The sequence below is a fragment of the Flavivirga eckloniae genome (assembly GCF_002886045.1).
Classification (GTDB): domain Bacteria; phylum Bacteroidota; class Bacteroidia; order Flavobacteriales; family Flavobacteriaceae; genus Flavivirga; species Flavivirga eckloniae.
On sequence record NZ_CP025791.1, the window covers coordinates 2,024,812 to 2,048,266 of the forward strand.

13 protein-coding genes are annotated in these 23,455 nt (G+C 34.9%); 6 read left to right on the forward strand and 7 right to left on the reverse strand.

Features of this window, described 5'->3' with window-relative positions:
• Positions 1–2,117: 2,117 nt before the first annotated feature.
• From C1H87_RS08315 to C1H87_RS08340, 6 genes are all read left to right on the forward strand, one after another.
• Positions 2,118–2,732, forward strand: a complete 615-nt coding sequence (locus tag C1H87_RS08315; protein ID WP_102755365.1) for a hypothetical protein — start codon at positions 2,118–2,120, stop codon at positions 2,730–2,732.
• A 499-nt stretch (positions 2,733–3,231) separates the two neighbouring features.
• Positions 3,232–3,516, forward strand: a complete 285-nt coding sequence (locus tag C1H87_RS08320; RefSeq protein ID WP_102755366.1) for a DUF6520 family protein — start codon at positions 3,232–3,234, stop codon at positions 3,514–3,516.
• A 444-nt stretch (positions 3,517–3,960) separates the two neighbouring features.
• A complete protein-coding gene (locus C1H87_RS08325; protein ID WP_102755367.1) occupies positions 3,961–4,416 on the forward strand; it encodes a MauE/DoxX family redox-associated membrane protein in 456 nt (151 codons plus the stop codon).
• Entirely contained in the window at positions 4,413–5,510 is a 1,098-nt protein-coding gene (locus tag C1H87_RS08330) for a hypothetical protein (protein ID WP_158655163.1), read from the forward strand. The genes C1H87_RS08325 and C1H87_RS08330 overlap by 4 nt, the downstream gene beginning before the upstream one ends.
• A gap of 107 nt (positions 5,511–5,617) precedes the next feature.
• Positions 5,618–5,926 (forward strand): DUF6520 family protein, encoded by a 309-nt coding sequence (locus C1H87_RS08335; RefSeq protein WP_102755369.1) that lies wholly within the window; start codon positions 5,618–5,620, stop codon positions 5,924–5,926.
• 492 nt (positions 5,927–6,418) lie between these two features.
• Positions 6,419–6,724, forward strand: a complete 306-nt coding sequence (locus C1H87_RS08340; protein WP_102755370.1) for a DUF6520 family protein — start codon at positions 6,419–6,421, stop codon at positions 6,722–6,724.
• Between the two features lie 805 nt (positions 6,725–7,529).
• On the opposite strand, the gene C1H87_RS08345 is transcribed toward C1H87_RS08340, so the two are convergent.
• From C1H87_RS08345 to C1H87_RS23555, 7 genes are all read right to left on the reverse strand, one after another.
• A complete protein-coding gene (locus tag C1H87_RS08345) occupies positions 7,530–8,249 on the reverse strand; it encodes a hypothetical protein (RefSeq protein WP_158655164.1) in 720 nt (239 codons plus the stop codon).
• 16 nt (positions 8,250–8,265) lie between these two features.
• Positions 8,266–9,471: a thioredoxin family protein gene (locus C1H87_RS08350; protein WP_102755372.1), complete on the reverse strand. Its 1,206-nt coding sequence runs from the start codon at positions 9,469–9,471 to the stop codon at positions 8,266–8,268.
• 127 nt (positions 9,472–9,598) lie between these two features.
• The gene (locus C1H87_RS08355; protein ID WP_102755373.1) at positions 9,599–12,265 is read right to left on the reverse strand and encodes an alpha/beta hydrolase family protein; all 2,667 of its coding nucleotides are present in this window, start codon (positions 12,263–12,265) and stop codon (positions 9,599–9,601) included.
• 129 nt (positions 12,266–12,394) lie between these two features.
• Positions 12,395–13,870 carry a RagB/SusD family nutrient uptake outer membrane protein gene (locus C1H87_RS08360; RefSeq protein WP_102755374.1) on the reverse strand — a complete coding sequence of 492 codons (1,476 nt, stop codon included), beginning with the start codon at positions 13,868–13,870 and terminating at the stop codon, positions 12,395–12,397.
• Between the two features lie 12 nt (positions 13,871–13,882).
• Positions 13,883–17,209: a SusC/RagA family TonB-linked outer membrane protein gene (locus C1H87_RS08365; protein ID WP_233783400.1), complete on the reverse strand. Its 3,327-nt coding sequence runs from the start codon at positions 17,207–17,209 to the stop codon at positions 13,883–13,885.
• 358 nt (positions 17,210–17,567) lie between these two features.
• A complete protein-coding gene (locus C1H87_RS08370) occupies positions 17,568–18,728 on the reverse strand; it encodes a T9SS type A sorting domain-containing protein (RefSeq protein WP_102755375.1) in 1,161 nt (386 codons plus the stop codon).
• Positions 18,729–19,505: 777 nt separating this feature from the next.
• Entirely contained in the window at positions 19,506–23,369 is a 3,864-nt protein-coding gene (locus C1H87_RS23555; protein WP_233783402.1) for a MopE-related protein, read from the reverse strand.
• Positions 23,370–23,455: the final 86 nt, after the last annotated feature.

A 23,455-nucleotide genomic window follows, 5' to 3' on the forward strand; every position in this document is an offset into this window, starting at 1 on the left:
TACGTGTTTTTAAGCCTCATATATGTCCAAATTATAATGTAAAATCCTTTTAAGACAAGTTTTAATCCATTTGAGTTAAACTTTATACTCGATATTTGTAATGGTTAGTAATTTTTGTCTTTTGACTTCGGTTGCGCCCAATCACCATTTATTGGAATTCTACAGATTGAGCGTAGCCGAATAAAAGATTTATAAATCACAAATTATCTTCTGAAGTTTAAAGTTTTATTTCTTCTCTAAAAACAAATCCAAAGTATTTAAACAGGGTCTAGTTTTATAAATTGTCTTTAAAAGAAAATTATTAGGTTAATGAGAATTCGATTTAAAAATAGGTATATTTTAACGATAAGCATTTTAATTTTGTTATTTGCCTCCTTATAAACTAAAGTCGAAAAGTTATTAAAACTTGTAAGTTTAAATAGGTTTTGACTATCCTCAGGTATAGAAGGTTAATATATTCAAATTAAAACTAAGTCTCAATAAGATGCTTCGACAAGCTCAGCATGACAAGTAACTTCAATTTGTCTTTCCGATTCGATAATACTTTTCATTTAGTTAGGTTGACAATTGAATAACGTCATGTCAATCCGAGCTTGTCGAGGATTATACTTATTTATCCTCAAAACAAGCTTTTCTTTAAAACCGTTTAATAATATAACTTGAATCTTGTTTAAAAGTTCAAGATGTCACTTCGAGTGAAATTCTGGAAGAATTTAGCACTTCGACTACGCTCAGCGGAGCTATCGAGAAGCTTTTGTTGACGAAAATTTATTGGTTTTCGATACGATCCCGAAGAAAATCGGGATCACTCAAACTGACATAAATTTTCTTATGCAAGTTTTTCACGTTAATATAATAGGAATAAACCTAATATAAGACATAGATAACCAGTCAAAATGTTAAAAGCCTGCTATAAACAAATCTCTATTCTTAACCCTTAAAGCAAAGCGATATTTGTTCTTATTTACACATAACAAACACCAATTTCTAACTTCGTATATGCCAACAATTTGAGCATCATAAGATATCCCTTTTAGATAAGTTTTAATCCTTTAAAATTAAATCATATCGTCGATATTTGTTTTGTCTGATACACAATTTCGGTTGCGCCCGATCACCTTTCATAGGGATTTTGGAGATTGAGCGTAGCTGAAATTTATATGTAAACCAACCCATTGTATATTTAACGGACTTTGTCATTCCTGCGCAGGCAGGAATCCACCGAAACACTTGAAAGTATAAAATTAATGTGGACTTAAATAAAAAAAGGTTAATAATATTTATATTGTTAACAAACAACGATTTAACAATATAAACAAAGCAAAGTATGAATCCATCGACTTCATTCCTTTAGATTTTATTTGTGAAGTATAGAAAACATTAAATGATACATTACCGTATAGAGTGTTGCGTAAACAAGTAGATTCCTGCCTTCGCAGGAATGACAAACAACAAGCTTCTTTTCTAAGTTTTCATAGGATCATTCGTACAAATCTATAAACAGTAATGTTTCCTACCAACTACAAACAAGTTTTTATCTTTGTTCTTACATTGAAGCGGTCTTAGTTCTACAACACAGCAATCAATAATTAAATCGAATCTTAAATTGACAAAATCGAATAACACTAAATTTAAAACATTATACCTTTTTTAATCCCTCTCAGACAATTTTTACTCCGCTTAAGCAAACTCTCATTAGCTAAATTTGTAATTGATTTAAATTTACTTATAATACCCCTCTAAACTGGGTAGTCCGAATTTGTGGTTGTCCTAAAAATCGTTTCTCAAATGAACCTACCCAGTTTTTAAAATATTACTAACCAAAACTTTAAACTTAAAAATCAATCTCTCCTTTTTTATATAATTAAAATACATAAATAAGATAAAAACCTACAAGATTTCCAACAGTTCCAGAATCAACCTACAGAAATAAATTAAAAGATTTTTCTTTAAACTTTAAGTATATCTTTTAATTTTTTGAGATACTGAAACAAGTTCAGTATTTACAGTTTCACCAAGGAATCCCTCTCGGGTAAGTTTTCATCCTTTTAGAATAAGTTTTATTACCGAATTTTATTCGCTCATTAGATGAGGTCACCCCATAATCTAAAAAAGTAATGACACAACGCATATACACACATAAGAAAACAAAAAAGGAATACATCATGTTTGATGATAGAGAGTTTGAAAAAGAAAATCCCATCAAACAGTATGGGAATGACATTATAGTAAAACAGATGATACTAAATGGCGTACCCAAAGATGAAATGACTGGCAAAAAACCTTTCACTTCTAAAAGTCAAGATATATTTAAAAATGCTTATGAGCATTGGTTAAACCTAAAAAAAGATTTTCAAAGAATAAAAGTTCCTAAAAACTTAATTAAACTTTTAAAAACCAAAAGAAAAAAGGACCAGGAAAAATTACTTAATGGTTATTTTCTACCTCTTGAAACACTCACATCTTTTATATTTAAAGCTTACCATGAGTTTGGATACACTTTAAGTCAATACGTTTCTGAGTTTTCCCAAAAAGGATATAGATCGGTTGCTAAAATTATCGACTCTGGAGAACACTGGCATTGCTTTCTTACGACGTCTAATCGTTTAGAAGGAGAAAACCAGGTTCATTACCTGTCCAGTGATTTTGGCATAGACAGATCTGAGCTTATTGAACAAATAAAGTCAAATGAACTCGCAAAACTAAATAAGCTACCATATGTTACCCTATAAGTAGCTTTTGAGTAAAATCAAGAGTTTACTATAAACAATCCCCCAAAAGACCAGAGCAGCATCCACTTTTCTTAAATTTTAGAATTCTTTTCAAAAACAGTTCGCTCTGGTTTTTTCTATATATTTTTAACTTTTTATGCTCAACTTATAATAGTCACTCTTTGGGCTTTTAGTTCACACAAATAAGCACCCAAAAAAACTTCAAAAGAGCTATCAATTGATATTTATTAAAATTTACTTAAGCCACACCTTTTCAAAAATCCGTATCAGGCAAGTTTTTATCCTCCACAAACAATTCCTATTATGTAACTTTAGTCATATCTCAATAAAGGTAATTGAATAAATATAATTTCTTCTTTTCCATTGCTATAAAGAACTTTATTCAAACCCTGAAAATGTTTTAGCTTAAATGCTCAAAATGTTCTTACACTACTATCCCAGGAAGAAGGCCGAAAACCTGTACAATAAAGTAAGCCATTAATGTTTAAATATCCGTATTATGAAATCTATTTTTTTTAAATTCGCTTTACCTGTTTTTGCTTTAATTATTGCTATCACTACTTCACTTGCTTTTGCACCAAATGTATCTGAAGAGGCTCCCATCGATGTTTATTATAAAGATAAAGACACTGATGAATGTATATGCGTAACTATTGATGACTCATTCATACCTAATTGTAATGTTATAAATACAGGCCCTGTATGTACTATATTTGTTTTTGGACAAGGTGCGGCATTCCTTTTTGCAGACGCTAATTGCACTTTACATTTAAGAAAACCTTAATGAGTAATTAGAAAAAGGAGCCTAAATAATCTCCTTTTTCTTAAAACCAACTGTATTTAAAAGTAAAGCCAATCACTTATAAACATCATACAAACTTGTATATGACCCTATATCTTCAAATTGTTAATTAAATCCTGGTTTTCCAATTTATAATTCTTCATTTGTTATCAGTTATACACATCCACTTCGTTGGTTTTGGCTAATGCCTTTTATAAGCTCCTAAATATTAAAATGCCTACTGAAATTTGCTCTTCATAAACAAATCAAATATTCATATCCCTCCCAAGGCGGGATTAGTTCAACTTACAATTTTGACTGCTCTCGATATAAATCGGAATTCTCAAAATTGAGTTTCACTAACAAATCCCTCTAAGGCAACTATTTATCCATTTAAAATAAGTTTTATCTCTCATCTTTGTATTGTCAAATAACAATCATTAATTTATGAAAATTCATAATAGATACAAAAGCATTTTATTAGAACTAATTTGTTTTCTATATATCCTCTTATTTGTATATGCAGCCTTAAGCAAATTACTGATTTTTGATACGTTTAAAGCCCAGATTGAACAATCCCAAATGCTCACTCATTTTGCAGGCATTATAGTCTGGATTATACCACCCCTAGAAATTCTAATTGCTCTACTAATAATTTTTCCAAGATTTAGGCAGCTTGGTATGTATGCTGCATTTAATCTCATGGTTATGTTTACTGCCTATATCTTTATTGTTTTAAATTTTAGTGACGACATCCCTTGCTCCTGTGGAGGAATTATAGAAAAACTTGGATGGACTGAACATTTAATCTTTAATATCTTTTTTGTGATTTTAGGGTTTATGGGAATACTTTTAATAAACGAAAAAAGAAATCACACACCCCTGAAATACGCCTCTTTATGACACTTAAAAACTCATATAAATCGATTCTAATCTGTACTATAGCCAGTATAGGGTTTATGGTTCTTTTGTTTGCTTTTACAAAGAAAAAGCTACCAATAGATACAAGTTTTCGTCGTTTCTATCAGCATATCTCCCCAGCTAAAATTCAGAAATTAGATCTCGAATCTAATCGGTATTATATTGCTGGAGCTGCTGAGGATAAAATTTATCTAGGGCACCCAAGTTCTCCCTTAAGTCTTACTGTAGTAGACTCAGCTCTTCAAAAGAAGCAAATTATTCGTTTGAGTATAGACCAGGATAGCTTACTTATACGCAATCCGCAGCTACGAGTGATACCTCCTTATTTCTTTTTAATGGATGGTACTGTTCCTTATATCCTTAGAGGAAACACCAAAGACTGGAAAGCATATTCCATATCGGAAACTATACCTTATTTTACTGATGTACAAGCCATAGATTCGATTTCATTGGCTGTAAGTGCCATGAGTAGTAAAACTAGAGAACTTGCCTTGGGAACTATACACCTTTCAGACTCAGCTACAATAACCCTATCTCATAAACTTTTACAAAAACAAGTGGATGGTATTTTTGACGTAGATGGAAAACTTCTGTACAATAGACAACGAAAACAATTAATATATACCTATTTTTATCGTAACCAATACATCGTTGTTAACGATAATCTCCAATTACAACTACGAGGAAAAACTATTGATTCCATTAGTCAGGCTCAAATAAAAGTGATTACCACTAAAAAAGAAAAAAAATTGGCTCCTTCGTTGATGGTAAATAGGTATAGTGCAACCTCCGGAGACCATCTTTTTATAAACTCTCAAATATTAGGACGAAAAGAACATCTGGTCTCTTGGAAAAAATCTACTACCATTGATGTGTATAATATCGAGAAAAAAAAATATAAATTCAGCTTTTATGTTAAGGATATTGGAGAAAATAAACTTAAAGCATTTTACATGCTTGATAATAAATTAATAGGGCTTATTGGCAATAACATCATTTCATATCAACTAAATGATCGTTATTTTGATGAATCATCTCCCCCAATAGAGCCCCAAAACCTAAATAAGAATATCTAAAATTTAAAAAAACAAATACAGAGATATCTGTTAACAAAACTGCAGTCAGGGATAAGACCGAAAACCTGTAAAATAGAGTAGGTCATTAATTTTTAAATATCTATATTATGAAAAATCTTTTTAAAATCGCTTTACCAGCTTTAGCGTTAATGTTAGCAATTACTGCTTCTCTAGCTTTTACAACCAATGCAAGTGATGAAGCTCCCCAAGACGCATACTACATTGACACAACCAATAATAATTTGTGTACACTAATTACGCTTGATGACATAACAGAAATACCAGACTGTAAAACAATCAATGATGGTGAAATATGTACAACTTTTGTATTTGGGCTTGGCACTGTTAGTCTATACGATACAGATGATTGTGCTACTATTCCAGATAATCTATTAAAAAAACCAAAGAATCCATAATATAAGGTTCAAATGGTAAGGAAAAGGCATCTTAACAGATGCCTTTTCCATTAAAACCAACTGATTTTTCAAGTTAAATTAAATCCATGGTAAACAATCTAGCCTTATTATTTATTAAAAAATGAACATTTACATTTGTATTTAGATTCTTATTTTATGGATTATATAGTATTTTGTCATAATGAATTCAACATAACCTTTTAATGATTCTTTTATGGCTATATTAAAGTGTTACATTATCCTCGCCTCTGACATACGAGCAATTGCCCCATATCATATTGATTTTGTTTGAACTTTGAAATTAGAGTATGTCCAATAAATCACATCGTTTTTGTTATTAATTAAACAAAACTTTTAACGAATTATGATCTTAAGGCATCCCCTCGATTAACATATCCAAAATTCAAAAAAAGAAGCAGAAATGTCTATAAACCCTTCTGACTGAAAACCTATAAAACTGAGCAAATCATTAATTTTTAAAACATTAATATTGTGAAGATTTTTACTAAAATTGTTTTACCCACTATAGCCTCAATTATAGCCATCGCTTTTTCGCTTGCCTTTACTTCTAAAGCAAGTGGCAATGTAATTAATGTTTATTACAAAGATGCAAATAATAATAATGCCTGTACAGCTATAACCGTTCATGAGACTAAAATAATTAATTGTACAACCCATGGAGGTATTGTGTGTACAGTATACATATTAGGACAACCTAATGCTGCCAATGTGGCATTGTACGAAGACAGCCCATGTATAAGTTTTGAATACACTAATTTATTAACAAAACCTCTATAATTAGAAAAAGAGATTTAATTTAAAAAAAGGGGGGGGTAGTGAAATTTAAACTAGTTCATAAGCCCCTATTAGGTTTTTTATAGATTATAATTATTAAATATTTTTACTTGTTTTTAATATAAGAAACTCTATTAAATTAAAATCAGTTTCATTCCATTTATTCCTAGAATTACATAGTTAATTTTTTTAAATAAAGTTAATTCTGAACATTATGGAAACAACGTACATTATATTTGAACACAAAAGCGGAATAATTTATAATAATGAATTTCGGACCTTGTCTTTGTCTGTTGCTGTGCTCATAACTTTAGTTAGTTTCTCTTTTATATTTTTATTTACAGTTCCTTGGACAAAAAAAGTAAACAAAGAAATGCCACTTCAAAGGAATATATTCTCTAACTCTTTGAGATATGCCTAGTCTTAATTGCATCCCTTAATTGTTTTATCTATTACTTCGTAGCTGGTTTTTGAATTTTCACATTTTTATTCTTATAAATAACGTGATTTACCGATAACCCGTTCTTAAGATTATTATTAAGTTTTTGTTTTTTTAATCCTTAATAAAATGTTCATACTTGTGGATACACCATACAAAAAACAGACAAGCTTTCAATAAATATTAAAATTGATATCAATTTATTTAAAAAGGTGTGATAAAGATTAAATTAACAAGTTTACACAAACTGGACTTATTTTATTTGGTTAATCTCTCATTCAAATACATTATTTAACAAAACTAATCTCACATCCATACGCTTATTAATTTGGACTTCATGTTCCGAATTCCTTGTTAACCTCTTTCAAATTAATAACTGTTTACCCTACTAAAACCTTGAATAAGTGATGCAAAAGCTATTTTATCGTGTATAACAAGGGTTAAATTCTTTTTAACAGAGACATTATTACTTTCTGTAGGATTTAATGTAAAACTAGATAACAGCTCTCCGGTAGCATTTCTAGATTCAAATACATAACTCTCATCTTGTACTTTTGCAGGAAACTCTATAAAATCTGTTGCCGAATTTTGATCTAACCCTGTTACAATTGATTCTCCCCCCGCAACATTAATAGTTATTGAACCAGCCAGTTGAGAGAGGTTTACAAACCTAACCCCCACTAGACTATCTGTAAATTGTTTTGGTTTATCCTCAATTAATAGGGTATTTGAAGCATCCCGATCTCCAATAAAAAACAATGAATGTATCCCCTCTAAATTCAATGATTCTGAAAAAATTGAGGTTAAGGTATCACTTAACGATACAATCTCCAATTGTGTTGTAACATTCTGGGCAATAGAAAAATTTTCTGGTTGTTCGAAAGTAACAACAGCCTTTGTTGTGGCATAATTGATCGGGTTACTCCCTAATTTTACTAAAAGAGAATCGGAATCTTCTCCACTCATTAAATTGACTACTTTTACTGTTGCTGCTTTTACGAAATCATTATCATTTTCACTACACGATATGAACATACCTGCTAACAAACATATTAGTAAGTATTGTTGTTGTATTGGTTTCTTAATCATTTTTTTAAAATCCATTTTAACTGTGGTTTTCTATTTTCTTTATTAAGTCCATTGTACTATTAGTATCTGAGCCTGATTCTTTTGATTTTTTTATGGCTCGTTTGGCAAACAGAAGTGCTTCTTCTTTTTTACCTAACTTATATAGTATACTTGCTTTGGTATCCAGGTAATGGCAATAATTATGATGGTTTTTATTTGTTATGTCCAATGCTGTATTGATCCAACTTAATGCTATATTCAAGGCACTCTCGTCATTTATATTATTTTTATAAAACAGGTAGGCGCACTCATTCAATGTTAAAGCATTGGGTTTTTTAAAGCTATCAACGTAACCAACAACGACCTCTACATAGCTTTTCCAATTTTTATCTCTACTAAAAATGACTCTTTTTGCAATAAAAGTTAAGTAGTCAGCTTCATTGGGATAAAAATTCAAACTAATATGAGATAATAGTAATGCATCATTTTCTTTATTATTCTTTCTTTTAGAAATTGTTGTGTTTATATAGTTCTTATACACGTAAAAAAGAGTATAATACACTGAATTTAGTGTTGCTTGAACTCTAACTGGCTCCTTGTTCTTTGCTAAATATCCTACAACAGAACTAAAAGGATTATTCAAATATGCTTTAATTAACTTTAGATTCTCTAAAGATGTCCAGTTTTCTTTTTCAATCATTGTAAAATACCATAATGCGATTTCCTCTGTTGGTAGCCCCCTCCCTTTTAATAAAGAAAGATACTTCAGGATAAATTCTGGTTCTCTATTCCCATTATTATATGCAGACATTAATGATACAAAGTCCTTTTCTGAATTTAATGTTTTCTCCCCAAGTTTTAGAAATTCTTCCCTTTCCAAAGCCCCCGTTTTTCTATTTATTTGCTTTCCGTTATTATCTATAAATAAAAAAGAGGGGTAACTATTAACCTCATATATTTTTGTAAAATCTACACCTTCTTCTTTTTCAGCATCAATTTTAAAAGAAATAAAGTTAGTATTATAAAAAGCCCCCACTTTTTTATCCTTAAAGACATATTTATCCATCTTTTTACATGGACCACACCAAGTAGTATAGACATCTACAAAAATCAGCTTGTTTTCAGCTTTAGCTCTGGTCTTAACCACTTCCCAATCACCTACTTTAAATTCAATTCCTTGTGCCTTAATGCTCCCATAGATTAGAGACAACAATATACCAATTAATAACCTGTTTATTTTCATACGTTTATTTTTATTACTTTTTTCTAATTACCATAGTCTCATGTCTTTGATCTTTCATATTTTGCAAACATCCATTGGATGAATCCCCTTCTTTCAAACAACTTTTAACAGCTGTAAGTAGGAAGAGTTAATCAAGTTTTAAATATTTATCAAACCACATCTTGATACGCCTAGTTAAATCTAATTGATTTTCTGCTTTCATCAAGTTATGCTCATCATTTTGATATAATAACAATTCGCAGGTCTTGTTTAAACGACGAAGTCCGAAATACATTTCAAGACTCTGTCTGTAATCCACAGTACTATCTTTTTTCCCTGCCCATAGCAGTAAAGGAGTGCTCACATTCCTTAGATGATATATGGGAGAATTATATATGTAGGCTTTTGGGTTTTCATAAAAAGAATCTTTAAAATTATATTGCCAATCTTCAAACTTCTTCATGTTATCTAGATGATAATAACTTACTAAATCAGATACTGCTGCCCCAGCAACAGCTGCAGAAAAAAGATTACTCTGAGAAATTATGAAATTGGTTTCATAGCCTCCAAAGGAATGACCAGCGAGACCGATATGATCTGCATCCACAACTCCTTTTTTGACAACTGCCTTAACACCAGCTTCTACACAACGCACTGCGGACATTCCCACATTATTAAATACAGGAACAATATCAGGATAAAACATAAAATAGCCAGCTGTGGTATAATTAGAAGTATTTAATCTATCGCTACTGTATTCTGAAGGGTTTTGATATAGGTGTAATTTATCAGAAAGTTTTTCATAAACCTCCACAATCATCGGGTATTTTTTTTGGGGATCATAATTTGCAGGATAACATAGAGCGCCTTTTAGATCTTCTTCGTTAGGTCCTTTATAACGTACCTGTTCGGAATGCCCCCAATAAAATTGTTTTTGGTGTGTATTGCTCTCTACTAAAACTTTTGAACTAGAAGTTTTATCACTTAAATACATGATTCGAGGTGAAATGTTGAAAGACTGTTCTACATAAGTGTAGCTTTTTCCCTTATGGGCCTTCCTTAGATCACTAATATGCTTATGTTCATATACCAAAACTCTGATTCCCTTTCCTGGCTCCCAAACAGAATATCCTGACGCCTTATCTGCACCTTTTATATAGAATGTCAAACCTTCTGAAAGGTCAATTTCCTGTGTTGTCTTTATAATGCTGCTCACTCCACTAACGCCATAAGCAGATGATTTAATTTGACCTTTATACAATATGGAATTACTATAAACACGATGCTTGATTTGAGATGATCTCCCTTGAGTGATTTTTTGGGCTTTTCCTTTTGGAGAAATTAGCCAAACATCATATTTATCATAAACAATTAATTGTTTATCACCTTTGGTCCATCCTGGTGCCCCATAAGGTTTTACTCCATTCTTATGAGGATGCTTTGGGAAATCCTTATGCCACGCTATCGGTATACCTTTAGTAATATTGGTATGGGTTTTCGTCTCTAAATCATAAACCCACCAGTGCTTATCCTTAAAATAATTAATATATTTACTATTAGGAGATATATGAGCAATCCCACCAAATTGTCTTAAAAACAAATTAGATTTTTTTGTTTTCAAATTCATCAGGTATAGGTCATTATTCTCTTTTACTGCAAAACTAGGCTCATATGTTAAAGGATTATATGACAGCATATACTTTTCATTATTCGTAATAACAGCCTTAGGAAGAAGATTTGTCTCTAAAACAGTTACCTTCCCTGTCTCTGGAAACCAAGACACCAATCTTGCTCCATAGTTCTTCGAATTTTGGTTTCTTTTACGGGTTGGATATAACTCTTTATCACTTGCCTTCCATTCCTCTACTCCGACACCCTTATTACTAATAGATTTTGGCACATTTTCCAATCTAGAAACATTAAAATAGAGTCCTGCCCCGGCTGGAGCAAATTTCAGTTTGAATCGGTGATATATTATGCGCCTTCCAATAAATAAGTTATTATCCGAAAAAGTATCCAAACTATACAATTTCGATTTATTTTTTAAGGTTTTATAACAATAGATTTTATAAGCATTTTGAATCTTTGTAGCACCAAGTTTTTCTTGTAAAAACGCTAAAGCCATTCCTTCTAAGTTCCAAGTCAATCCTTTATAATTGTGTAAATTATTTTCAGCAATAGTTGTTGTAGATACTGTTGAACCTAGAAATAGAATTTTAACCGCCTTTTTCTCTTTTGTACTTTGAATATAAGCCAATTGATTTGAGTACGGGTTTGCCAAATAATCATTTACGTTTGCTATGGCATCTACTTTTCCTGTTTTTAAATTACGAATTATTAAACTTGACACCTTATTGACATCGTCCGTTTTTATATACATTAAATAATTCCCATCTGAAGAAAATTCAAATTTAGTTACGTTTGAAATCCATTGCGTATTTCCTATTTCTAAATTCAGCAATCCCAGACCTTTTTTTGCGACCAAACAAGCAAACCATTTACTTCCAACATTAAATTGGTGGATTCCTCCTGATGAAAAACTATACTTTAAAGCGTTTTTAGTAGATTGAAGAAACAAGGTGCTTTCATCTTTTTTATACTTAACATATGTAAGCCAGTCACCGTTATCAGATATGAAATAATTCTTTATGTTTTCCCATAACTTGTAATCTTCAGGAGTTAAATGCCTTTTTTGTATTGTTTTAATTTGCTGAGATGCCTCACTATCACTATTTCTTTTTATAAGCGACTGTGCATTTATTTGTAAACTTAAACCAAGTATATATGATAATAATATTATGGTTGTTTTTTTCATAGAAAACTTTTTATGATTATTTCCTAAAACAGAATATAACTAGGTGTTATTTTTCTGTTTGTTATTATTATTCAAGCTTTTTGAAAGTTCATTATGCCCGCATCTATATAGGAATGGAAAATAGGCTTATTAATATCCATTATTTTGAGGCAATAAATTGGGGTTCAATAAGATTTCGGGTTGAGGAACAGGAAATAAAATATCTCTGTCCTGCCAATTGGGTTTTATTGGTGCCAAGACTTCTGCTGCATGTCCTGCCCTTCCCAATTCAAACCAACGTTTTAAATCGAACCATCGATGCCCTTGTTCTGTAAAGAATTCTACACGGCGTTCCTGAAGAATAGCTTCTAACAATTCATTAGTAGTAGCTGCCGTTGTATTAGGCAATCCTGCCCGGTTTCTAATTACATTTAAATCTGACTGTGCTCCAGGTATATCACCAAGTTCTAGCCTTGCTTCTGCCCTTATTAAATACTGTTCTGCCAAGCGAAATATGACGGGATATTCAAATGATGTAGGCACTTCTTCATTATTACTATTTAAGATAAATGTATCACCCGCTTCTTTGTATTTATAGGCATGGTAAAACGTTTCTGTCCCAATTACGACGCCTTTTACCCAGCTAAATTCCCAATTAGATTCACTTGAGGACCGTAAATCATTAGGTTCAAAAACACCTTCAACTAAGACTCTAGATAATGAAGGCCTAGTACCAGGAGTAGTTGTAAAAATGAAATTAAGTCCATCCCTTGTATTTTCTCCTTCCAGTTCTGATTTCAATTGCCAAATAGTGCCTGATGAATTTTTTAAGAATACCTTAGCGATATCTGATTCCAACACGAACGAATTAATAACATTAGATGCCATATCTGCTGCATTATTCCAATCTTGTTTGTACAAGTAAACTCTGGATAGCAATGCTTCTGACACTTTTTTATAAACTCGTGTTCGTTCTCCTGAAATATCATCTCCTAACAAATTAGAAGCCTTTATTAAATCATTAATTATATTATTATACACCTCACTTACAGGGGTACGCGATACTGTTGTATTTGTTATATAGTCGGTTGTTGCGACATAGGGAACCGGACCATAAAGTTGTACCAACAAAAAGTGTGAATACGCCCTTATAAACCGTGCTTCTCCTAATAATTGATCTCTATCTTCTGCGCTTATACCTATTGACCCCTCAACACCTTCTATAATTGTATTTGCTGCATAGATCACATTATAAGAATAACTCCACCAACTTGCTGATCCGCCACTTGATGATATGGTATGCTCATAAAACGTATTACTGATGAGAGAGATATCCAATTCGTCAGCATATAGTCCTAAATTCCTTGAGAAGCCACTATTACTATTTAGCACCCCTCCATCTCGCATTTTGGCATAGACACTTCTTATAGCAGAAGTTGCGGTATTTATATCATTAAAAACTGTTTCTGAAGTTAGTTGGGTTTTAGGAAGGTCTACATCGACAAAACCACTACAGCCAAATAACAAAAAAAATGCTAAACTTTTTATTGTGATAAGCCTAATAATTATCTTATTTATTGAGCAGTGTAAAATGTTCTTATGTTTTATATTTCTTTTAATTCCCATTATTGTATTTTTTTAAAACCCCAAATTAAAACCCAAAGTAAATTGTTGTAATGGTGGTAATGTATTTAACCCCATATCTGGTTCTGGTCCATCATACGATGTGATAGTAAATAAATTTTGACCTTGCAAATAAATATTTAAATCCAATCCGTTGGTCACCGTTTTGGGTACCCTATAGTTTAGTAATACACTTTGTAATCGAATATAAGAAGCGTCTATTACGGTTGCATTGCTGTTTCTATATCTAGATCCTGCATCAAACACCTGACTGTCAGTTATAGAATAGCGTTGTATTGGATTCTGATCACCAGCTTGACGCCAGCGATTTAATATTGCTACAGGAACATTCAATGGTGCTCTTCCAGGGTCAGTTCGCGTCAGTCGCTCTAACAAGCTTGATGTTTTTTGTTTCTTAAATTGAAAAAACACATTCAATTGAAAGTTTTTATACTCTAACGTATTACCTAACCCTCCAAAATATTTAGGTGTAAAATCTACAATCCTTAAAAGGTCACGACCATTTATAACTCCATCATTGTTATAATCTTCAAATTGAGCTATCCCAGTTTCTGAATCTACACCAATGAAATGATAACGTTTTCCTATACTCAACGATTTTCCAATAACATACTGATTATTATAGACCGAATTTTCAAGATTAGGAAATGCTACTAGTTTGTTTCTGTTGGCAGAAATATTAAACGTGGTCTGCCATTTAAGATGATTGTTTTTAATATTGGTTGAATTGAAGTCTATCTCAATACCTGAATTTTCTACAATAGCATCTAAGTTATCATTTATACCATTAAAACCAGTAGTTGTAGGTAAAGGTCTTTCTATTAACTGATTAGATGATCGGTTACGATACCAGGATGTGCTTATAGAAAAACGTCCTTTAAAAAACCCAAGTTCCAAAGCGGCTTCTAATTTCTTAGTCTCCCCCCAAACAACATTTGGATTATATAGCCGCGTAGGTTCTAATCCTGAACCATTGTAGCTGCTACCGTCCAACTCAAAAGTATCTAAAAAAGCATAATCTGGAGACGTATCACTTCCTGCAATGCCATAACTAGCGCGCAATTTACCAAAGCTTAAGACGGTATTATCTTTAAGAAAACCCTCTTCAGAAAATATCCATAAAGCACCTATAGCTCCAAAATTACCAAATCTTTTATTAGGTCCAAAACGAGAAGAACCATCACGACGCCCTGTTAGGTTGATAATATATCTATCTTTCCAATCAAAATTCAGTCTACCAAATATGGAATGAAATTTGTACTCAGACTCTCGATCTATTCCTATTTTAATAAAATTAGCTGCACTTAAACTCAATAGCAAATCATTACTTGGGAAATCTCTTGCGAATAGAGCTAATTGCTCATTTTTATCCTGTTGAAAAGTCCCTCCAATTAATAGTTTTAATTTGGCGTTATCCCAATGCTGTTTCCAGTTCATTTGTGGTTCTATAATCCAAGATTTACGATTTCCCTCATTTCTTTTAATGGATGAAAAGCTGATATCTTGCCCTTGAATTATATTGGGATCCCAAGCAGTTGTTGGTTCGGTTAAATAAGATTTCAAACGATAATCTGTATATCCCATACTGACTTTAAACTCCAACGAAGATATTGGACTATAAGACAAAACTGTATTTGCGATAAGGCTACGTGTTACCGCGTTATATTTTGTTTCCAAAATAGCTAAAGGATTTAGCCAAGTAGAATTTTCCCAGTTTAAGTTTCCTTGATCATCATAAAGTGCCGGAGCATTTGGTGGCAAAATTCTAGCCTGCGCAGTCAAATCAGTACCCGGCAAATTGTTGGTATCCCCACTATAATTTACGGATACGTTTAACTTAAATCTTTCATTTTTAGACTGATGATTTGTATTTAATTGAACTGAAGCTTTGTTATACATAAAATCTCCTGGAAAAACTGTGGATTGGCTTACATAACCACCACTTAACAAAAATTGGGTTTGTGCACTTCCTCCTGACAAGGATAACTGAGCATTTTGTCTATACCCTGTACCTCCAATTAGTACCTTCTGCCAATCTGTATACCGACTTTGATCCCATATAAATAAATCTGGATAATCTGACTTATCCTCCGTTGCTACAGGCCACAAATTATCATTAATCAATGCTTCTTGGCGCATTCCCAAATATTGTTCGGTATTTAATAGATTCACAAAACGGGGAACATGACTTAAAGTGGTGCTAACATCAAGCTTGACTTTTGTTTTTCCTACTTGCCCCTTTTTAGTTGTAATCAAAACTACACCATTGGCACCACGAGACCCATAAATAGCTGTGGCATCAGCATCCTTTAATACCTCTATACTTTTTATATTTGCAGGATTAATACTATTGAGAGGGCTTACTCTTTGACCAATAATATGATCAGTTATAAAAGTACTTTCCAATGTAGCTGAACTATACGGAATCCCATCAATAACATATAAAGGATCATTATCTATATTTCCACTACTCACTCTGCGATCCAAAAAATTCTGTCCTCTAATTTGGATGCGTAAATTTGCCCCTGGGAGCCCCGTGTTTTGTGAAATATTAACCCCTGATAGGTGTCCTTGCATAGCAGCTAAGGGATTATCAACTGGTTGTTTTTCGATAGTTTTTGCTGTTATACTAGCCACACTCCCCGTTTCCTTTCTTTTTGTAGACTTGTAATACCCTTTTATAACTACTTCATCTAATTCACTTAAGCTTTCATTAAGACTTACATTTATTGTAGTCTGGTTTCCTACGGTGATCTCTTGAGACTCAAAGCCCATGGATGAAAACACCAGTACATTGGCTGGGTCCTGCACTAAAATTTCATACAATCCATCAAAATCGGTAACGACTCCTTTATTCGTACCTTTTATTAAAACAGTTACACCAGCCACAGGAACCCCATTTTGGTCCTTAACACTACCTGAAACAGAGTGTTGTTGTGCTTTGGAATGATGAATCTTCTCCTTTATAATAATTGTATTGTTAGATGAAAAAATCACGTTTATATTCTTTCCTGACAAACTATTACTTAGCAATTTGTTTAACCGAATAACACCCTTTTTAAGATGTACATTTGGAAACCCTTTAAACATATCGCGACGATATACAAACATATAATCTGTTTGCTTTTTAACTATTTGGAATATTTCATCAATAGATATAACTTTATCTTCAGTTATCCTGATTTTGTCATTTTGGGAAACCCCATGCCTAGGAGCCAAACCAAATAGTGTTGTACAAAACAATAAAATAAAAGTTCGCATAATGACCTTTAAAAATGCTTCCTCAAAACAGAAAAGCACGCGGATTAATTCAAATTTCATAAATTTACATGTAATTTGTTAATTCATTTTTATAATTAATGAATGCATCTTAAAGGGATTACAGTTTCTTACTTACCAGGTGTGAACTGTTTTCCTTTTTTGTTTATTATCTTAACCACTAACTACAATTCAATGGCTATCCTTTTATTTTATTATTAATTTTACTTTGGGTGAAAATCGAAATTCATCCTTAAATCATGAAGACTATCTCATTTTTCATGAAAAAGAATTGTTTTTCTTTTTGTGTTTGTCATCATCATTTTTTATTGAAGCTCACTAAATTATATAGATGCCATTCTTATATACTTTACTTGAGACAGACAAACTTTTTGCAATCTTTTATCAATTAAAATAAATATCACTTTTTAATGATTCTTTTAACCTGCACACCCTCATCGGCATGTACTTGTAAAAAGTATACACCTTTCGACAGGTGCCCTACGTCTATACTTTCATCTTTACTTTGTAACACCCTTTGTCCTAAACTATTATATACATTTGTGAATTTTAGATTCAAAATATTTTTAATATAAATTACGTTTCTTACGGGGTTAGGAGACACTATTATTTTTGATAATGTATCATTTTGAACGGATAATGTAATAGGATTTACCGAAATATCATCAAACCCAAAATTTGCCGATCCTGTGGACGAGGTTACAGTTATAGTGGTTACATTGGTCCAATTCAAATCAACAGGGCTTTCACCTGGAGCCGATCCACTTGTTAATACTACCATTTCTGGCGATCCGCCTCCATCTGGTGTAAGGGTATAGGTTAATGACTGAGCCGAAGCTGAAAACGGCAGTATCGAATTTACATTCACCGCTTCACTAAAGGTAATTGTTAATGAAGTCGGCGCTATGGTCGTCATTGCGGCATCTCCCGATGTTCCAAATGCTCCCCCTCCATTTACTAGCCTTAAGTCCGATGCACCAGATAAGGTCATCGTGATTCCATCTATTGTCTCGGTGATATTATCTCCGTTATCTGTAGCATTTGTATCAAAATCAAATACGGTAGCTGGTGGGCTACTAATGGCACTCACCGAAATATCATCAAATCCAAAATTTGCCGATCCTGTGGACGAGGTTACAGTTATAGTGGTTACATTGGTCCAATTCAAATCAACAGGGCTTTCTCCTGGAGACGATCCACTTGTTAATACTACCATATCTGGCGACCCACCTCCATCTGGTGTAAGGGTATAGGTTAATGACTGAGCCGAAGCTGAAAACGGCAGTATCGAATTTACATTCACCGCTTCACTAAAGGTAATTGTTAATGAAGTCGGCGCTATGGTCGTCATTGCGGCATCTCCCGATGTTCCAAATGCTCCCCCTCCATTTACTAGCCTTAAGTCCGATGCACCAGATAAGGTCATCGTGATTCCATCTATTGTCTCGGTGATATTATCTCCGTTATCTGTAGCATTTGTGTCAAAATCAAATACCGTTTGTGCATTAACGGTATTAAAAACAATTGTTAAAACAACTAGTAAGAATGTAGTTTTTTTCATGAATTTTAGGATTATTTAATATTTATTTTTAACGATCTAATCAATATAATGGTAAACTCTTTAAAAGAAATTTTTGGTTTTACAAAAATGGCCTATTAATTGTCAACTAACTGTAACATCCATAGTTCAATTACTTACATTTCGTTTATCCACAACAACTAATCATTTTCATTCTTTTCACCATAGTACAATAACACTATTTATGTTCTAATAATGGAGATTATGGGACTGAAAGTATTATTCTTATTTTTGATTTGAGAGTAACAATTATGAATTTTTTAATTAACACAACAAAAATTAAAAGAAGAGTGGGAAAACTAGCGGGAAATTTCCCGAAAAACCACAATGCTTTAGTTTTCAATAAATTAAAAATAAAAATCACAAGTAATCCCTTACGTATTTACATTCATGACGACTATAATAGCGTAAGAAAAGTTACAACATACAATATTAAAACAAAAACTACTTAAAAAAGGAAAGTATATAGTTTTAGCTTTTAAATGTCGTAAAAGTTAAGTTAACTGTATGATGTTTTAGGTTTATTAAAAGACAACAATCTTCACTTTTCATAAATCATAGAATATAAAAAAGCCCAATCTTTACGATTAGGCTTCTTTTTTTGGTTAACTCTTTGCTTCTAACTTAGAGTTCAACCTCTTTGTTTTCTTTACTTTTAATTTTACATTTTTTATTGTTAAGTCATTTTCATTTTTTATACAGGTATACTTCTAACTAATTTGATTTATTAATTGGTTAGAAGGAAATAACTGGAGATTATCAATATTTCACTAATCTCATAGATTGTTGTTTTCCTGCTTGTATAACTTTAACTAAATAAACACCACCTTCAAGTTCTTCTCCAAATTGATATACCTTAGTGGCATCAAATCTGTTGTAATGTACTTGTCTACCGTTAACATCGAAAACATATATCTCTGCTTTATCAATGGTATTACTTGTTTTAATTTTAACATTAAAATAATAATTTGATGGATTTGGCCAAGATTTCACATCTATATTATAGATTTCAACATCATCATTTGCTTCTAATATGGCATTAGAGTCACTAGGTGTTTTTCCACTTTCTTTAGAACTAGATACAATTCCACAAGCGTTAATAACTACATCATCAATATAAACATAATCTTTATTGCCAGAAGCATCGCAACGGAAACGTAAAACAGTTTCATCTGTAAAGTTTATTCCACTTATTGTCACTGTTTCATTGTACCTTGTATTGTTAACAAATTCGGTTCCGGAGTTCCATTCTTCTATAATGCTATAACTACTACCTCCATCTGTTGAAACTTCAAGAAAGAAATCTTCATTGTATTCCATGCTGAGTGCAGTGAATGAGAAACTTACATCCAAACTCGAATATGCACTCAAGTCCAAGTCGTCTGTATATATAGAAGATGCTTGTCCAGAATTGTCTCTTAACCTAACGGTATAGATTCCAGTATTGGCATAATAGAAATCTTTTGATGATCTACGAGCGTCACTACCTCCGTCATTCCAAATGCCCCATCCGCTTTCGAAATCGTTAGTATCAAAAACAGTACATGGGTTGTTGGTATCGTCACAAACGTCTCCTATGCCATCAGCATCCATATCAGCCTGATCAGCATTTGGTATTAGCGGACAATTGTCACTTCCATCGGGCACACCATCACCATCTGAATCTGAAGCCGCTCCACATGTTTTAATAACAATATCATCTATAAATATCATATCATAATTTGATGACGCATCACAACGAATTCTTAAAACAGTATTGTCCGTAAAGGTTATTCCGTTTATAGTAAATGCTTCGTCATATTGAACTCCATTTATAAATTCTGTTCCAGAATTCCACTCTTTTACAATTGAATACGAATGACCTCCATCTGTTGAAACTTCGAAAAAGAAATCCTCATTATATTCCATGCTAAGTGTAATAAATGAAAAACTTATATCTAGACTTGAATAGTCACTCAAATCCAAATCATCTGTATACATGGAAGATGCTTCTCCTGAATTGTCTCTTAATCTAACGGCATAATATCCAGAATTAGCGTAATAATAATCATAAGACGACCTTCTGGCATCACTACCTCCATCATTCCAAATACCCCATCCACTTTCGAAATCGTTAGTATTAAAAGTATGACATGGGTTATTGTTATCATCACAAACATCACCTATACCATCGTTATCGGTATCTAATTGGTCTGGGTTTGCAATAAATGGGCAATTATCTGTATTATTTGTGACATAACCCGCCGGTGCCGAACATGCTTCTTGGGTGCTGTTAGCATCCCCGAAACCGTCGCCGTCAGCATCCGCATAGAACGTCGTGGTCACCCCTTCGTCTATCGTGCCGTCACAGTTGTTGTCCAGTCCGTCGCATACTTCTGGTGCGTTAGGGTATACCGCGTTGTTCGTATCGTCGCAGTCGTCGGCCAAGGGCTCTGTTGTCGTGTAGCCTGCCCCCGGTGAGGTACATTGTACCGTCGAGATCGTGCTCCCGAAGGAACCGTCTCCGTCCGTGTCCACGCCTGCATACCATACCGTATTCGGGTTGATCCCCGCATCGGTATCGTCACAGTCCGTATTGTCCGTTACATAGCCCGCTGGTGCTGAACACGCTTCTTGGGTGTTGTTCGCATCTCCGAAGCCGTCACCGTCCGCATCGGCATAGAACGTCGTGGTTACCCCTTCGTCTATCGTACCGTCACAGTTATTGTCCAGTCCGTCGCAGATTTCTGTAGCGCCCGGATATACCGTATTGTTCGTGTCGTCGCAGTCATCGGCCAAGGGCGCTGTTGTCGTGTATCCTACACCCGGTGAGGTACATTGTACGCTCGAGATCGCGCTGCCGAAGGAACCGTCTCCGTCCGTGTCCACACCTGCATACCATACCGTATTCGGGCTGATCGCCGCATCGGTATCGTCACAGTCTGTATTGTCCGTTACATAGCCCGCCGGTGCCGAACACGCTTCTTGGGTGCTGTTAGCATCCCCGAAACCGTCGCCGTCAGCATCCGCATAGAACGTCGTGGTTACCCCTTCGTCTATCGTGCCGTCACAGTTGTTGTCCAGTCCGTCGCAGATTTCTGTAGCGCCCGGATATACCGTATTGTTCGTATCGTCGCAGTCGTCGGCCAAGGGCTCTGTTGTCGTGTAGCCTGCCCCCGGTGAGGTACATTGTACGCTCGAGATCGTGCTCCCGAAGGAACCGTCTCCGTCCGTGTCCACGCCTGCATACCATACCGTATTCGGGTTGATCCCCGCATCGGTATCGTCACAGTCCGTATTGTCCGTTACATAGCCCGCTGGTGCTGAACACGCTTCTTGGGTGTTGTTCGCATCTCCGAAGCCGTCACCGTCCGCATCGGCATAGAACGTCGTGGTTACCCCTTCGTCTATCGTACCGTCACAGTTATTGTCCAGTCCGTCGCAGATTTCTGTAGCGCCCGGATATACCGTATTGTTCGTGTCGTCGCAGTCATCGGCCAAGGGCGCTGTTGTCGTGTATCCTACACCCGGTGAGGTACATTGTACCGTCGAGATCGCGCTGCCGAAGGAACCGTCTCCGTCCGTGTCCACACCTGCATACCATACCGTATTCGGGCTGATCGCCGCATCGGTATCGTCACAGTCCGTATTGTCCGTTACATAGCCCGCCGGTGCCGAACACGCTTCTTGGGTGCTGTTAGCATCACCGAAGCCGTCGCCGTCAGCATCTGCATAGAACGTCGTGGTTACACCTTCGTCTATCGTGCCGTCACAGTTGTTGTCCAGTCCGTCGCAGATTTCTGGTGCGTTAGGGTATACCGTATTGTTCGTATCGTCGCAGTCGTCGGCCAAGGGAGCTGTTGTCGTGTATCCTACACCCGGTGAGGTACATTGTACGCTCGAGATCGTGCTGCCGAAGGAACCGTCTCCGTCCGTGTCCACACCTGCATACCATACCGTGTTAGGGTTGATCCCCGCATCGGTATCGTCACAGTCCGTATTGTCCGTTACATAACCCGATGGTGCTGAACACGCTTCTTGGGTGTTGTTCGCATCTCCGAAGCCGTCACCGTCCGCATCGGCATAGAACGTCGTGGTTACCCCTTCGTCTATCGTGCCGTCACAGTTATTGTCCAGTCCGTCGCAGATTTCTGTAGCGCCCGGATATACCGTATTGTTCGTGTCGTCGCAGTCATCGGCCAAGGGCGCTGTTGTCGTGTATCCTACACCCGGTGAGGTACATTGTACCGTCGAGATCGTGCTCCCGAAGGAACCGTCTCCGTCCGTGTCCACACCTGCATACCATACCGTATTCGGGTTGATCCCCGCATCGGTATCGTCACAGTCCGTATTGTCCGTTACATAGCCCGCTGGTGCTGAACACGCTTCTTGGGTGTTGTTCGCATCTCCGAAGCCGTCACCGTCCGCATCGGCATAGAACGTCGTGGTTACCCCTTCGTCTATCGTGCCGTCACAGTTATTGTCCAGTCCGTCGCAGATTTCTGGTGCGTTAGGGTATACCGTATTGTTCGTATCGTCGCAGTCGTCGGCCAAGGGCTCTGTTGTCGTGTAGCCTGCCCCCGGTGAGGTACATTGTACGCTCGAGATCGTGCTCCCGAAGGAACCGTCTCCGTCCGTGTCCACACCTGCATACCATACCGTATTCGGGCTGATCGCCGCATCGGTATCGTCACAGTCCGTATTGTCCGTTACGTAGCCAGCCGGTGCTG

Excerpts from the sequence above, each read along its gene's own strand:
- C1H87_RS08335 (WP_102755369.1), top strand. The coding sequence starts at position 5,618 with ATGAAAAATCTTTTTAAAATCGCTTTACCAGCTTTAGCGTTAATGTTA.
- C1H87_RS08325 (WP_102755367.1), top strand. The coding sequence starts at position 3,961 with ATGAAAATTCATAATAGATACAAAAGCATTTTATTAGAACTAATTTGT.
- C1H87_RS08350 (WP_102755372.1), bottom strand. The coding sequence starts at position 9,471 with ATGAAAATAAACAGGTTATTAATTGGTATATTGTTGTCTCTAATCTAT.
- C1H87_RS08360 (WP_102755374.1), bottom strand. The coding sequence starts at position 13,870 with ATGGGAATTAAAAGAAATATAAAACATAAGAACATTTTACACTGCTCA.
- C1H87_RS08355 (WP_102755373.1), bottom strand. The coding sequence starts at position 12,265 with ATGAAAAAAACAACCATAATATTATTATCATATATACTTGGTTTAAGT.
- C1H87_RS08320 (WP_102755366.1), top strand. The coding sequence starts at position 3,232 with ATGAAATCTATTTTTTTTAAATTCGCTTTACCTGTTTTTGCTTTAATT.
- C1H87_RS08370 (WP_102755375.1), bottom strand. The coding sequence starts at position 18,728 with ATGAAAAAAACTACATTCTTACTAGTTGTTTTAACAATTGTTTTTAAT.
- C1H87_RS08345 (WP_158655164.1), bottom strand. The coding sequence starts at position 8,249 with ATGATTAAGAAACCAATACAACAACAATACTTACTAATATGTTTGTTA.
- C1H87_RS08330 (WP_158655163.1), top strand. The coding sequence starts at position 4,413 with ATGACACTTAAAAACTCATATAAATCGATTCTAATCTGTACTATAGCC.
- C1H87_RS08315 (WP_102755365.1), top strand. The coding sequence starts at position 2,118 with ATGACACAACGCATATACACACATAAGAAAACAAAAAAGGAATACATC.
- C1H87_RS08365 (WP_233783400.1), bottom strand. The coding sequence starts at position 17,209 with ATGAAATTTGAATTAATCCGCGTGCTTTTCTGTTTTGAGGAAGCATTT.